The following is a 15,405-nucleotide window of genomic DNA, read 5'->3' on the forward strand; positions in this document are numbered from 1 at the left end:
GTCTGAAAAATGAACAACAAATCATCATCTCGAAGAGAGTTTATCAAGAAAACGACACTTCTTTCTGCCGGTATATCCTCTCTTGGTTCTTTGGGTTTCTCAGCCAAGAGCTATGGAAACATCTTGGGGGCTAATGATCGGATCAATGTAGCGGTAATTGGATTGGGAAGAAGGCTGGAAGCATTTATCCCTCCCTTGACCAATGGCAAAAACAATGTCACGGTAGCTTACCTCTGTGATGTGATGGAATCCCAAAGGGAAAAAGCGGCCACTACATTTTCCAAGAGGTTGGACTATACACCAAAGCTTGAAAACAGTTTTTTCAAAGTAATAGAAGACAAAAGTGTAGATGCCATTATCAATGCTACTCCCGATCATTGGCATGCACCAGGGACTTGGTTGGCATTGGAAGCTGGAAAAAATGTATATGTAGAAAAACCATGTAGCCACAATCCGAGAGAAGGTGAATTGCTTGTAGAATACCAGAAAAAATATGGGAAAGTAGTCCAAATGGGCAACCAGCAGCGTTCTTCTGACCATACCATTGAAATAATCAAAGAGATTCATAATGGAGTAATCGGAAATCCATACATGGCTACAGCATTCTACAACAATGGAAGAGGTCAGGTTCCTTTACCTAGCCCATCAAATCCACCGAAGGGATTGGATTGGGACTTGTACCAAGGTCCTTCTCCAAGAAAACCTTACATGCATGATACTTGGAACTACAATTGGCATTGGTATGGCTGGGATTTCGGGACAGCCGAAACGGGCAACAATGCAACCCACGAGCTGGATATTGCCAGATGGGCTTTGCAGGTCGAATTTCCAAACCATGTAGCTGTTGATTCCGGTAAATATCATTTTCCGGAAGATGGATGGGAAATGTATGACACGATGTTGGCTACATTCAAATTTGACAATAATAAGACCATCATCTGGGATGGAAAAAGCAGGAATAACTATAACATGTATGGTGGTGGCCGGGGAACAGTCATTTCAGGTACGAATGGTTCTGTATTTATCGACCGCGAACTTTATCGGCTGTATGATGTATCCGGAAAATTGGTCAAAGAAGTAAGATCAGCTGGAAAAGAAAGTGGAACAGGCTTAGGTGGTGGTGGTGATACCAGTACTGAGCATGTAGTCAATTTCTTCGATAGCATCAGGGGAAAAGGAAAACAACGCTCACCAATCGATGAAGGTGCCAAGAGCAGTTTGCTATGCCATTTGGCAAATATTTCGTCCAGGATCGGTGAGGATTTTGACTGTAATACCGCCAATGGCCATATCTACAACAGAAAGGGAATGGAACTTTGGTCCCGAGAATATGAAAAAGGCTGGGAACCAAAAATTTAAAACTTGATTTCAATTTGAACAAAGGCATTGAAACCCAAATCAGTTGGGTTCAATGCCTTTTTTTATGGAGTATCTTTGATAGGATAAAAATAAATGTTGAGGACAGTCCTATAATACTTTTGATACAGGGAATTTACCAGTAAATGAATTAGCGTTGATATTTCTGTTGAATAGTTTCCAGCCCTATTTTATCTGGCTTAGTGGTGAAAAAATTTAACCACAAGGGACACTATGAATACACAAAGGACACAAAAATATCAAACTTATATCTTCGTGCAATGACGAGCTATTTTCCTCTATAATGAAAGGTTAAATTTCATTATAAATGAATTTTGACTGATAAATATTACTCTTGACTAAATTTCAGAAGAACCCTACCCACTTGTAAAACAAATCCCATTTTCGCAATCGATTGCGTAATTTAGTGAGATAGCTTACTTTTTTTTTCAACAATACTATTAAATTTAATTAGGCAAAACAATCAAAACTTGGTAGAATATTTTTTATGTATCTCCATGTGCAGTTAAAAGATTAGAAAATACATTGCTTTACCTTAATAATTAACCATAACCCAATTTATCATGAAACAGAAGTTTTACTTAAAATCAGGAATTTTCATATTCCTGCTTGCATTGTCCATGAATCTATACGGACAATCGAGGGTAGTACGAGGACAGGTGACCGATGAATCAAATGATCCGATTCCAGGTACAACCGTCCTCGTAAAAGGCACTACAGTCGGTACCACTACCGATTTGGATGGAAATTACAGTATAACAGTACCAGACAATGGAACCCTTGCTTTTTCATTCATAGGTTTTGTTTCCAAAGAAGTTCTGGTAGCCAATCAAAGCATTGTCAATGTCATCCTCCAAACTGATTTGTCAGACTTGGAAGAAGTCATTGTCGTTGGTTACGGTACCCAAAGGAAAAGCCAATTGACCGGAGCCATTTCGTCAGTTGGTTCCAAAGAAATCCAAGAACTACCGATTTCCAATGCAAGGCAGGCATTACAAGGCCGTGCTGCAGGTGTTGATGTAACCATCGCAGGAAGTAAGCCTGGCGCAGGACCACAAGTCAGAATCAGGGGAAGAAGGTCCTTCAATGCCGGAAATGACCCATTGTATGTGGTTGACAATATTCCAATTGTAGGCAATATTGATGATATCAACCCCCAAGACATCGTTTCTATGGAAGTATTGAAAGATGCTTCTGCTACAGCAATTTATGGTTCCAGGGGTGCAAATGGAGTCGTACTCGTGACTACCAACAGAGGTAAGGCAGGCAAGACAATTGTTTCTTTCGACATGTTTACCGGGATCAATAAATCACTGGGAAGAATCGAGGTGATGGATGGTCCACAATTTGCCGAGTACAAAAGAGAGTCAAGAAGGGCTACTGGTGACTACCCTGAAGGACCTGCCACTCCAGATGCAGATGCAGCGCTTTTTGAACCTGTCGAATTGGAAGGTATTGCTTCGGGTAGATCTACCGATTATGTCGGTGCCTTGCTCAGGACCGGGATCATCCAAAATTACCAAGTGGGCGTACAGGGAGGCAGTGAAAAAACAACCTTCTTTATCTCAGGTAACTACTTCAATGAAACCGGGGTTATCAAGAACCAGGACTTTTCAAGATATACTTTCAGGGTAAATCTTGACCATAAAATCAATGACAGGATTACAGTGGGTACCTCCACCCTATTGGTAAACAGCCTTCGAAATGGAGAAAACTTCAACCCAATCGGTGGAGCCATGCAGGAGAATCCACTCGGAAAACCATTTGATGATAATGGCAACCTGATCTTTCTTCCTACCAATGACGGATTGAGAACCAATCCATTTGCAGAAATTGTACCAGGAGCCCATCTCGATGAAGTATCTAGATACAGGATGTTCAATAGTATTTACGCTACGGTCAAACTCCACAAAAACCTATCTTTCAGGACAAACTTCGGTCCTGATTTCAGTTTTCAAAGGGAAGGAAGGTTTATAGGTTCACAGACCAATGCCAGAAGGGGAGCCCAGCCAACAGGAAGTATAGGCGAAAGGTGGGATTTTAACTATACACTTGAAAACATATTGACCTATGAAAAGACCTTCAACGATAATCACAGATTGAATTTTACAGGTCTTCAGGCACTTCAGCAAGACAAGTCAGAAAGGTCAAATATATCTGTGCTGGGAATTCCAGCTGCCAGTCAGCTATATCACCGGTTGGGAGATGCAAGTCAGATTACCGGTGCCAATACAGAGTTGATAGAATGGACTCTCTTATCCTACATGGGGAGGATCAATTATGGATTTAAAGACAAGTATTTATTGACGGCAACCATGCGGGCAGATGGATCTTCTAGGTTTGGTTCTAATACCAAATGGGGATATTTCCCTTCAGTTGCATTAGCATGGAACATTACCAATGAACCATTTATGGCCAATTCAAGCATAGACCAGTTGAAACTGAGAATGAGTTATGGCTCAATTGGAAACCAGGGAATTGACCCTTACCAAACCCAGCCACTCTTGGGCAGAACTGTATATGCCTTTGGAACAACTCCTGCCTTCGGATTCAGGCCCAACTCCATCGGGAATCCAGATCTGAGATGGGAATCATCCGCAACACTCAACATAGGTCTGGATTTTGGGCTTGTCAAAGGCAGGTTGAGTGGTAGCATGGAATTTTATGATACCCGTACAAGCAGCTTACTTGCCCCCCAGCCACTACCCAATTCAACAGGTTTTGGTGGATTCATAACCAATGTTGGGCAGACTCAAAACATTGGCTTTGAGCTGACCTTAAGTTCAATCAATATTGACAAATCTAATTTCAGATGGTCAACAGATGTAGTTTTCAATACCAATAAAGAGCGCATCCTAAGCCTTGCCGGTGGAAAGGTAGATGACATCGCGGCAGCAAGGTTTATAGGACAGCCACTTTCTGTATTCTATGACCTGAAAAAAATCGGGATTTGGCAGACCCATGAGGAAGATGTGGCAGAATCATATGGAGATAAGCCCGGTGAAATCAAAATAGAAGATTTCAACGGTGACGGAGTCATCAATGCCAATGACAGACAGATTTTAGGTTCTGCAGTTCCAGACTTCATCCTTGGTGTCACCAATAGGTTCAACTATAAAGCCTTTGACTTCTCGTTCTTTGTATTCGCAAGAGTGGGCCAAATGCTTCGCAGTGATTTCCACAGTGCAAACAACCACCTGTTTGGAAGATATAATAACCTAGCGGTGGATTATTGGACACCTGAAAACCCAACCAATGAATTCCCAAGGCCAAACCAAAACCAGGAATTCCCGAAGTATAATTCCTCCATGACATATTTTGACGGTTCCTTTGTCAAAATCAGGAACATCAATCTGGGATATACATTGCCAACACCTTTGGCCAATAAATTGAAAATGCAAAGTCTCAGGATTTATTCCAGCATTCAGCAACCCTTCATTTTTGCAGAATACAGGTCTAGATACAAGGGCATAGATCCTGAAACCTTCATAGATGGTGAGCAGGGAGTAGAAGGTGGAAGGGTCAGTTCAAATGTTGCACCGGCCATTACTACATATACCTTAGGCCTTAATGTTAGATTCTAATCCGGACAATTAAACAATCTAGTTATGAAAACCATAATAAAAACATACATAAAATCATCCAGACTGCTCAAATCCACCATACTTCTGGTTTTGTTCATTGCAGGATCCTGTCAGGGATTATTGGATGAAGATGTCATTTCCAGGATAGGGAGCGATTATATGAATACCGCAAATGGATTCAATGATGGTGTCAATGCAGCCTACAGCACTTTGAGAATGTGGTATGGTACCGAAAGGGGAAACAACTTTACCGTATTTGGTACAGATACTTATAGACAAGGTTCAGATGGGAGCTGGAAATTCATCAATGAATATACCAACCAGTTTGACTCCAGAACTGGCCAACTGAATGAAATATGGGATGAATTCTACAGGGGGATCAATACCTGCAATGCACTGATAGATAGAGCCCCAAATGTGACTGGTATAGCAGATGCAACTATGGATATGCGCTTGGCAGAAGTCAGATTCCTCAGGGCCCATTATTATTTTATATTGGTACAGCTCTTCGGAGGGGTCGACTTAAGGCTGACTGAAACCCTTTTGCCTACCAAAGAAATAGAAAGATCAACAGCTGCCCAAGTATATGAGGCTATCATCAAGGATTTGAACGAGGCCATTCCAGACCTTCCTCCTGTCATCAGGTCGAGTGATTACGGAAGGGTCACACGTCCTGCAGCTGAGCATCTACTGGGCAAGGTACACTTGACCAGAGCCACATCTGAAGCACAGGCCAGTGACGATTATGCCAAAGCGGAGGTACTGTTGAAAAAGGTGGTTTCAGATTATGGGTTTATACTTTTACCTGATTATCAGGATGTACATGGTTTTGGAAATGAAGTCAATGACGAAGTCATCTTCTCTGTCCAATATACCCGCGATCCATTGACTAATTTACAGAATAATACAAATGAAAACCCTGTTTTGAACTCAGGAAACAATGGCCATGTGTTTTTCCTTATGGAATATGATATTCAGCCAGGTATGAGGAGAGATACCGAAAATGGCAGGCCATTCAAAAGGTTTAGGCCTACCGATTATACATTGAATGTAGTATTTGCTGATAGGGAAAATGATGCCCGATATCAAAAATCCTTCAAGCATGTCTTCTATAGCAATAGGCCGGGAACTTATAACACCACATTTGATACCTCAAAACCTTCAGTCACTTTTGCCTTAGGCGATACGGCCATGTATTTGCCAGGAGTGGAAGTTTCCAGTGCTGTGAGGGCTACAAAACCTTATCAGGTATTGACACCGAGTTTATATACAGATAAATTATACCCTACTTTGAATAAATTCCTTGACCCCGGAAGGGCTGATTTGACCCAGTTTGAAGGCGGCCGGGATTATATAGCTTTCAGGTTGGGAGATACTTACCTGATGCTGGGCGAAGCACTTTTCAGACAAGGGAAAAATGCCGAAGCAGCCACAGTTGTCAACCATGTAAGAAGAAGAGCAGCATTTCCAGGGAAAGAAGCAGCCATGGAAGTGACAGCAGCTGACATCAATCTTGAGTTCTTTGTCGAAGAAAGAGCAAGGGAGTTATTGGGTGAGCAAATGAGATGGTTTGACTTGAAGCGTTGGGGTTTGTTGTTGGAAAGAGTCAGGTTACACAATCTCGACGCAACAGCCAATATCAAAGACCACCATGTACTCAGACCTATACCACAAAACCAAATTGATAGGGTTATCGGTGGTGAAGCAAATTTCCCGCAAAACCCGGGATACTAATAATTACCACTTGTTATTAGAAAGGGCCTCTCGTTTGGGAGGTCTTTTTTATTTTCCGGTAGATTCTCTCAGGCTGATTTGGGATGGCAAGACGATGGTTTTATCTTCCAAGTCCGGTTGGTTTTTTCTTGTCAACTTTTTCATCAGCAGATTGGCACATTCCTTACCGATTTCAAATGCAGGTTGGGATATGGTAGACAATGGTGGATTCAATAAATCAGCAATTTTCATATTCGAAAAACTGATCATCTTCACCTGATCCGGCATTTTGATGTTAGTCTTGGCAAGTGCCCTGTAGGTAGCCAAAGCAAGTTTCTCTACAGAGGCCAATACACCATCGGGTCGGTCAAGCTTATAAAAAAGGTTTTCCAATAAGTCGATATTTTTGGCTTCCGAATGTCCACAGACGACTATCCAGCTATTTTCGAAAGGGATGTTATGTGCTTTCAATGCATCTAAATACCCTCGCATTCTTTCTTTTCCTATAGAAATCTCTTTTGATAAGACCAAAAAGATGATTTTCCTACAACCCTTCTTGATGAGATGGGTAGCTCCATTGTATCCGGCTTCATAGCCGTTGGTAATGAGTTTTGTGGTTGGGAAATCATGCGGGATTCTGTCAAAAAACACAACAGGGGTTGTTCTGTTCTTCAAAATATCCAAATGTTTTGATTTTTCATTTTGCCCGGAGATAGACATCACGAGTGCATCTACCCTTCCCCCAAGTAACAAGGTCAAGATATTCTTCTCCTGCTCTATGTCTTCATTGGAATTATATACCAGCAAGTGATATCCATGAACTTTGGTTACAGTTTCCATTCCATCGATCACTTGGCTAAAAAAATTATTGATCCTCTCAGGAATAATCACTCCTATTGTTTTGCTCTTTTGTTCTCTCAGGCTTCTTGCATACGGGTTTGGCTGGAAATTCAGTTCCTTTGCCAAATCCAACACTTTTTTCTTGGTATTGGCACTGATCTCATGGCTATCATTCAAAGCCCTTGATACCGTCGAAGGGGCGAGTTTAAGTTTTTCAGCTAAATATTTTATTGTAATTTCAGCCATTGCAAAATGTAGAGTGGTTTAAAAGTGTACAAGGAGGTTCAAATATGATTAAAATTTCGGAAACGATTGCACATAAAATCCCTAAATACACATGAATCGGTCATTCTATTTTGTAAAATTAAACTTTGAACCATAAGTTTTAACACGAATACATGAATCAACCGATATTTAAAATGGAGCAGACCATGCGTTGGTATGGCCCAAAAGACCCAGTCAGCCTGAAAGATATCAGGCAAGCAGGTGCTACCGGAATAGTGACCGCACTTCACCATATTCCCAATGGTCAAACTTGGACCAGGGAGGAAATCAGCAAACGGAAGCAGGAGGTGGAAGCGGCTGGTCTGGTGTGGTCTGTGGTGGAGTCTATCCCGGTACATGAACAAATCAAGACCCGTTCTGGAAATTATAAAACCTATATAGAGAACTACAAAACGAGTATTGAAAATTTGGCGGCTGAAGGAGTATTTACCGTCTGCTACAATTTTATGCCGATCTTGGACTGGACCAGGACAAACCTGTCCTTTGAACTTCCCAATGGAGCCAAGGCTTTGCGTTTTGAAAAAAATGCAATTGTGGCATTTGATGTTTTTATACTCAAAAGACCAAACGCAGAGAAAGATTATTCTGAAGAGGAAATCAACAAAGCCGCAGCATATTTAGAAGGATTGGACGAAAAATCAAAGGAACTCATCGTCACCAATGTGATCAAAGGATTGCCTGGTTCCGAGGAAGGATATACTTTGGAGCAGTTTCAGGCTGCATTGGATACTTATGATGGGATTGGAAGAAGTGGATTGGAAGAAAATTTGAGGTTGTTCCTTTCTGAAATTGTTCCCGTAGCCGAAGAAAACAAAGTCTTTTTGGCCATCCATCCCGATGATCCTCCATTTGATATTTTTGGTTTGCCGAGAGTCATGAGTACATCCAAGGATGTGAGAAGATTGATATCAGAAAATCCAAGTCCCTATAATGGAATTACATTCTGCACAGGTTCCTATGGGGTCATTTCGGAAAACAACCTCCCCGAAATGGTCAAGGAATTTGGCGAGCGGATCCATTTTATACACCTCAGAAGTACCAAAAGAGATGAAAATGGAAACTTCCACGAAGATAATCATCTGGAAGGAGATGTGCCGATGGTCCGTGTAATCTCAGAATTGATCACTATTCAGCAGCAGCTGGCCAGGTCAATCCCCATGCGCCCCGACCATGGACATCAGATGCTGGATGATCTCAACAAAGTAACCAATCCAGGATATTCTGCCATTGGAAGACTCAAAGGATTGGCAGAAATCCGCGGAGTCGAAGAAGGTATTATTTTCTGTAAATACTAAATAGAAAATTTACCGTTGGAAAAAGACAGTTTTGGATTAAGAACATATACAAACTATATTCAAAAATCTAAAACCTAAAAAAGTAACCGTTGAAAAGAAGGAATTTCATAAAAGCAGGTGCCATACTTGGAGTTGGAGCAGCTATACCTGCATTTTCTATACATCATCATTTAAACAGACAATATAAAGTCGGGATCTTGGGCTATGGAGACCGTGGTTCTGGACTCCACAGTGTCTTGGCACAAATGCCGGAGAAGTATAAAGTCACCGCTATTTGTGAAACCCTGGATTTCAGGATCCAAAATGCCCGTAAAACCATGCTGGATTCTGATGTAAAGGTTTTTAAAGACCATAGGGAAATGGCAGCATACAAAGGGGTAGATATCATTTTCATCGCCACGCCACTTTCCATGCATTTTGATCATGCCAAAACTGCCTTGCAGGCAGGCAAGCATATCTATTTGGAAAAAGCCATGACCCATACCATTGAAGAAGCAAAAGCTTTGCAGGAATTGCATAGACAGTTTCCAAAGCAGACGATTCAGGTTGGCCACCAATACCGGTATTCCCCGCTTTATTTTAAGGTGAAAGATTATATCCAATCAGGGTATTTGGGGAAAGTGACCCAGATAGAATCCAGATGGGATAGGAATCACAATTGGAGAAGGCATGTGCCAAGTCCAGAGTTGGAAAGACAGATAAATTGGAGAATGTATGAAGAGTATTCGGGCGGCCTGGTTGCAGAGCTTCTCTCCCACCAGATGGATTTTGTCCATTGGGCTTTTGATACCGTACCTACCAATATCTTTGGGACAGGAGGCATTGATCATTTCAAAGATGGTCGAGAGACCTTTGACAATGTTCAGGTGGTGGTCAGATATGAGGAAGAGGGTATAATTGGTAATTATGGTGCTACTTGCAGCAACCAATATGAGGGTTATATCTTCAAAATAAAGGGTAGCAAAGGAACCATATCTTTATTGACCAATGATGGTTACTTCTACCCCGAACCAGACCATTTGAAAGAACTCCAACAGATCGATGGTGTCTCCGGTGCTACAAAAATCGAGTGGTCAAACAACAAAGAAGGAATCAAATTGCTAAATGAGCCCCTGAAAGATGGGACATACTATGCTTTGGAGGACTTTTATAAATCCATAGAAAAATCTACTGAACCCTATTCCAATGTCTTCAATGGAGGAAATACATCCATAGCAGTGGCTATGGCAAATGAATCCCTGAAAACTGGCGTATTGCAAAAATGGCAGGGATAAATAAAGTCTTATGTTTGGGAGAAAAAAAAGAGGGGGCATTTTGCCCCCTTTTTAATGAAACAATATCAATCCCCAATATACTCATCCCAACTCAATTCAGCTTGAGGGTGTGGAAATTGGGTGAATATTACAACTCAACTTTTCCGTTTTTCCAAAACCATGGCTGTTCTATTTGGCAGATAGATTTGAATATTGTTTTGGTCATCAGTAGGATAGCTTATGCTGGGATCTATCCTCTGAAAACCGCCGAATTCAGATTCATCAGAGTCAAGGATTACCATATATTCACCGGGAGTTGGGACATTGATCTCATATCCAAAGTAAGACTCACTGATATTGAAACTGAATACAAAAATCAGATCAGCTCGCTCAAACACCAAAATCTTTTTCTCTGCATCAAGGTAAATCTGCTTGGCATGCTCTGATTTCAAGACTTTGTGTTGATCGATCAGACTGATCATTTTCTTGTCCCAGAGATCTAAGTATTTGTATTTTAAGTCTTCATTATCTGCCAAAGACCACTGCCTTCTGGCATATTGATAACTCCAATCATTACCCACACGAGGAAAATCCACCCACTCTGGATGCCCAAACTCGTTTCCTATAAAATTCAAATACCCTTCACCACCAAGACTGATAGTGATCAATCTGATCAGTTTGTGGAGTGCCATCCCCCGATCTACTACCAAATTTGTTTGTTCTACTCCCATGCTGAAGTACATTTCTTTGTCCATCAGCCAAAAAGCAATGGATTTGTCTCCTACCAATGCCTGGTCATGGGATTCCGCATAAGCTATGGTTTTTTCTTTCTTGGGCCTATTCGTCAACTCGTGCCACATCTCGAACATGTCCCAATGTTCATCCGGTTTATGTTTCAGGGTTTTGATCCAAAAATCAGGGATTCCCATAGCCAATCTAAAATCAAATCCTATTCCACCATCCTCTGGAGATCGACTGATCCCCGGCATACCACTTACTTCTTCTGCTATGGAGATTTGGTTTTCGGAATAGGTATGGATCAAGGTATTGGCAAGTTGTAAATATAGGACTGCATCGTAGTCCACTCCTTCATCGAAATATTTTTCTGTAGAATCAAAGTCAGTATGTCCATGGTGCAGATACAAAATCGATGTGACACCATCAAACCTAAATCCATCAAAATGAAATTCTTCCATCCAATACAGGATATTTGACAAAAGGAATTGCTTAACCTCCAGCTTTCCATAGTCAAACAATTTTGAGTCCCAACCTTCATGGTATCCTTTTGGTCCAGGGTGAAAATACTGGTGGTCTGAACCGTCGAATTCATTCAGACCTTCATTGATATTTTTGACAGCATGGGAATGGACTATGTCCATGATGACAGAAATACCCATTTCATGAGCCTTATTGACCAAATATTTCAATTCTTCCGGAGTACCAAACCTTGAGGTAGGTGAGAAAAAATTGGAGACATGGTAGCCAAATGACCCATAATAAGGATGTTCCATGATTGCCATCATTTGGATGGTATTGTATCCACCTGCTTTGATCCGGGGAAGTATATTCTCGGCAAATTCCAAATAGGTTCCCACACCAAGTTTCTCTTGTGCCATTCCTATATGACATTCATAGATCAAGGGGTGTGATTTGTTGTTTTCTGCCGAAAAATCGTGGTCTGTCCATTGAAATTCAGTTTCAGGAAACCATAACTGACCAGCAAAATCATGGTTTTCAGGATCTTGCTCTACCCTTCTGATGTAAGCAGGAATCCTATCATAAGCTCCATTATCAGCTTCTACATGTACCTTTACTTTTCCTTTGTGCAGAATTTTATCCTTGTACTTATCATAGGGAAGGAAAATCTCCCAATCTCCACGATAGTTCCGTTTCATCGGATGGCTGTACCTATCCCATTGGTTGAAATCCCCCGTTAAAAAAAGATTGTGTGCATTTGGAGCCCATTCTCTATAAATCCAGCCATTCCTGAGTTTTTCGAAATGGATACCATAATACTCATGTGACCTGGCAAATTCCAAAATACTTCCACTATAGGAAATGATTTCCTCCATTGCAGACTGGTATCTCTGATATCGCTTATATATGTCCTGGGTATGTCCTTCTAGCCAAGATTCATCTTGGATGATAGGAAGAATGTTAGGGTCTTTCACAAAAATAGTTTTAATGGAATTCTAATTTAGAAAAAAATGGACTCCTTTCCGCTTAATGAGATAGAATCCTTCCTAAAATTTTATAGACTCAGATAAAAAAGTAGAGCATTGCCGAAGCACAGATATAACCAAAAAGAAAACATAGGAAAATAGAACCGCCCAATGCAAATTTCTTATACTCTGGCAAATGTCTATGGCGAAATGATGGGTTCAATTTTTTGATGTACCTTTCTGGCATAATGGAAAGGAACGCAAGTCCATATATTGCTGTCAGCAAAATAAGTGTGAATAGTGTTTCCATATCTTTTTACTAGGGTTGGACAAAGTTAATATTTATGGTCGTTTTTGAAATAAATCCAAGCATTATTTTCCGTAGTAATTGATGGGCATCTTCATGCCATCCATTGGCTCAACCCTGGGAACTCTTCATCGTCTGCTATGTAACCATCGTGTACTCAGACCACACTTGAAACTTTGTACTATCACACATCCATATTCTATGTCAACAAAGAATTGGAAAAATCACGTTTCAAGCTAATTGTACTAGGTAAAAAAGTTAACTTTGATATGATGAGTAAGATCAATACAGCTATCGACATAAATTGCGATTTGGGAGAGGGCATGCCCAACGATGCACTTTTGATGCCTTTTTTGGGAAGTTGTAACATTGCATGTGGTGGGCATTATGGAAATGCAGTGACTATATACAATGCATTGGCTTTGGCAAAAAAATACGATGTCAAAATTGGTGCGCACCCCTCCTATCCTGATCATGCTAATTTTGGTAGGATTAGCTTGGATATTGAAATGAAAGCATTGAAGGAATCCTTACTTTCCCAACTAGCTGGTTTTGCAAAAGTATGTCAATCCCAAAACTTAAAAATCCATCACATCAAGCCGCACGGTGCACTTTACAATGATTTGGCCAAAAGAGAAAATCTAGCAACCATGTTCCTAGATCTGATACGGATTGATTATCCCGATGCCATACTTTATTGTCCACCTAGTTCAATCATTTCGGAACTTGCACCTCAATTCAATGTAAAGATAGCCCTTGAAATATTTGCTGACAGAAATTATGAAGACGATTTGACATTGGTATCTAGAAATCATCCCAAAGCCCTATTGACAAACCCAGATGAGGTTTATGGGCATGTAAAAACAATGGTTTTCGGAAAATCCATCAAGACTATTTCAGGGAAATCCATACCTGTCAATGCTGATACATTGTGTGTTCATGGAGATAATCCAGCTGCATTGGAGATCTTGAAAATGATCCATACCCAAATTTCAATTTAAACTATGGTCAAAACATATTTTCAGATCCATCCAAATCTAATTGAGATAAAATGGCCCAAGGAAATCAATGATAAGATTCTCTTGGAACAGATTGCTGTGAAATCATTTCTGGAAGAATTTTACAGAGATATTATCCTTGAAATAAGAATAGGTTTCAACACGCTCAGCATTCTCTTTGACATAGAAATCAGCAATCAACCCTGGGATGAAATATGGAATAAGGTTTTGAATGTCGATCATTCAGAATCCGGTATTGAATCCACCACCTGGAAAATCCCAGTATGTTACCAAGGAGAGTTTGCATTTGATCTGGAAAATTTAGCCAAAACTAAAAAAATAACCACATCTGAATTGATCACTATACATTGCTCCAAACCCTATAGACTTCATTTTTATGGATTCTTGCCTGGATTTATGTATTTGGGAGGATTGGATTCTAGTTTGCATTGTCCCCGTAAATCAAGCCCCAACTTGGTTATTCCAAAAGGGTCCGTAGCTATAGGTGGTAGCCAAACAGGTATTTACCCTATGCAAAGTCCGGGAGGATGGCATGTAATTGGGAAAACACCGTTGGTTCTTTTTGATAACCAAAAAACAGAAGTTACTATAGCAAAACAAGGAGATCGAATCCAATTTCAAAGTATAGAAATGGATGAGTTTGACTTCATTTCAAATCAAGTAAAGGAAGGAAAATATAACTGGGAAAATGCTTAAATCCATATCCTATATCCATTTCATCAAACCAGGTGCACAGTGTAGTGTCCAAGATCAAGGTAGGTTTGGTTATGCTGATTTCGGTGTTCCCTATTCAGGAGTTATGGATCGATTTTCATTTTTTCAAGCCAACATGCTGTTGGGAAATCCTGAAAATGCTGCGGTGTTGGAGATTGCCATGCTCGGCCCTATCATGGTTTTTGAAATGCCTACCAGAATTGTTTTTACAGGGGCAATAGCTGAAATCTACCACAATAGCTCCCAGATTCAGATGGGGCAGGTTGTAAATATAGCTGCTGATGATGAAATCAGAGTTGGGAAAATAATACATGGTCAATGGCTCTATATGGCAATTGAAGGTGGTTTGGAATCGCCTGTTTTCATGGACAGCAGAAGTTGGTTTGCAGATATCAGTGAAAAGTCCCGAATTGCAAAAGGTGATTCCATCAGCTATTTGTATGAGGATAGATACCATTCCAATCTTCTATCCCACCCCAAACTGGATGGCTTATGGTTTGAGGATGAAACTTTGGATGTATTCCAAGGTCCTGAATGGCAGGAATTACCCGAGGATATCCAGCTACAAATCCTTCAGACTGAATTTGAGATTTCTCCTGTTTCCAATAGAATGGGAATTCAGCTTAAAAACCCCATGCCAAATCAGTTGGAGCAGATCCTCACTTCCCCAGTCTATCCCGGAACAGTCCAGCTGACTCCTTCCGGAAAACTGATCGTCCTGATGAGGGATGCTCAGGTCACAGGGGGATATCCGAGAATTCTTCAGCTCAGCGATCATGCAATCAACATTATTTCCCAAAAAAACTTTGGTGAAAAAGTAATGTTTAGTATACTTGAATCATGACAATTCCTTTTT

General features: G+C 40.7%; 11 protein-coding genes. 8 read left to right on the forward strand and 3 right to left on the reverse strand.

Annotated elements, in window-relative coordinates:
- Positions 1-9 precede the first annotated feature (9 nt).
- From ACFSKL_RS14915 to ACFSKL_RS14925, 3 genes are all read left to right on the forward strand, one after another.
- Entirely contained in the window at positions 10-1,359 is a 1,350-nt protein-coding gene (locus tag ACFSKL_RS14915) for a Gfo/Idh/MocA family protein (protein WP_376887112.1), read from the forward strand.
- A gap of 581 nt (positions 1,360-1,940) precedes the next feature.
- Positions 1,941-4,961 carry a SusC/RagA family TonB-linked outer membrane protein gene (locus ACFSKL_RS14920; RefSeq protein WP_376887113.1) on the forward strand — a complete coding sequence of 1,007 codons (3,021 nt, stop codon included), beginning with the start codon at positions 1,941-1,943 and terminating at the stop codon, positions 4,959-4,961.
- A 24-nt stretch (positions 4,962-4,985) separates the two neighbouring features.
- The gene (locus tag ACFSKL_RS14925) at positions 4,986-6,695 is read left to right on the forward strand and encodes a RagB/SusD family nutrient uptake outer membrane protein (protein ID WP_376887114.1); all 1,710 of its coding nucleotides are present in this window, start codon (positions 4,986-4,988) and stop codon (positions 6,693-6,695) included.
- Positions 6,696-6,743: 48 nt separating this feature from the next.
- Here the strand turns inward: ACFSKL_RS14925 and ACFSKL_RS14930 are convergent, their stop codons facing one another.
- Positions 6,744-7,760, reverse strand: a complete 1,017-nt coding sequence (locus ACFSKL_RS14930; RefSeq protein WP_376887115.1) for a LacI family DNA-binding transcriptional regulator — start codon at positions 7,758-7,760, stop codon at positions 6,744-6,746.
- A 152-nt stretch (positions 7,761-7,912) separates the two neighbouring features.
- Between ACFSKL_RS14930 and uxuA the strand changes: the two genes are divergently transcribed.
- The gene (gene uxuA, locus ACFSKL_RS14935; protein ID WP_376887116.1) at positions 7,913-9,094 is read left to right on the forward strand and encodes a mannonate dehydratase; all 1,182 of its coding nucleotides are present in this window, start codon (positions 7,913-7,915) and stop codon (positions 9,092-9,094) included.
- Between the two features lie 89 nt (positions 9,095-9,183).
- Positions 9,184-10,368: a Gfo/Idh/MocA family protein gene (locus ACFSKL_RS14940; protein ID WP_376887117.1), complete on the forward strand. Its 1,185-nt coding sequence runs from the start codon at positions 9,184-9,186 to the stop codon at positions 10,366-10,368.
- Between the two features lie 134 nt (positions 10,369-10,502).
- On the opposite strand, the gene ACFSKL_RS14945 is transcribed toward ACFSKL_RS14940, so the two are convergent.
- Both ACFSKL_RS14945 and ACFSKL_RS14950 read right to left on the reverse strand, forming a co-directional pair.
- A complete protein-coding gene (locus ACFSKL_RS14945; protein WP_376887118.1) occupies positions 10,503-12,518 on the reverse strand; it encodes an alpha amylase C-terminal domain-containing protein in 2,016 nt (671 codons plus the stop codon).
- 88 nt (positions 12,519-12,606) lie between these two features.
- Positions 12,607-12,819 (reverse strand): hypothetical protein, encoded by a 213-nt coding sequence (locus tag ACFSKL_RS14950; protein WP_376887119.1) that lies wholly within the window; start codon positions 12,817-12,819, stop codon positions 12,607-12,609.
- Positions 12,820-13,085: 266 nt separating this feature from the next.
- Between ACFSKL_RS14950 and pxpA the strand changes: the two genes are divergently transcribed.
- From pxpA to ACFSKL_RS14965, 3 genes are read left to right on the forward strand one after another with little or no spacing between them, the layout of a single operon-like run.
- Positions 13,086-13,817 carry a 5-oxoprolinase subunit PxpA gene (gene pxpA / locus ACFSKL_RS14955; RefSeq protein ID WP_376887120.1) on the forward strand — a complete coding sequence of 244 codons (732 nt, stop codon included), beginning with the start codon at positions 13,086-13,088 and terminating at the stop codon, positions 13,815-13,817.
- A 3-nt stretch (positions 13,818-13,820) separates the two neighbouring features.
- Positions 13,821-14,531, forward strand: a complete 711-nt coding sequence (gene pxpB, locus ACFSKL_RS14960) for a 5-oxoprolinase subunit PxpB (protein WP_376887121.1) — start codon at positions 13,821-13,823, stop codon at positions 14,529-14,531.
- Positions 14,524-15,393, forward strand: coding sequence for a 5-oxoprolinase subunit C family protein (locus tag ACFSKL_RS14965; RefSeq protein ID WP_376887122.1), 870 nt, complete (start codon positions 14,524-14,526; stop codon positions 15,391-15,393). The genes pxpB and ACFSKL_RS14965 overlap by 8 nt, the downstream gene beginning before the upstream one ends.
- Positions 15,394-15,405 lie beyond the last annotated feature (12 nt).

It is taken from the genome of Belliella marina, from assembly GCF_042682445.1.
Classification (GTDB): Bacteria; Bacteroidota; Bacteroidia; order Cytophagales; family Cyclobacteriaceae; genus Belliella; species Belliella marina.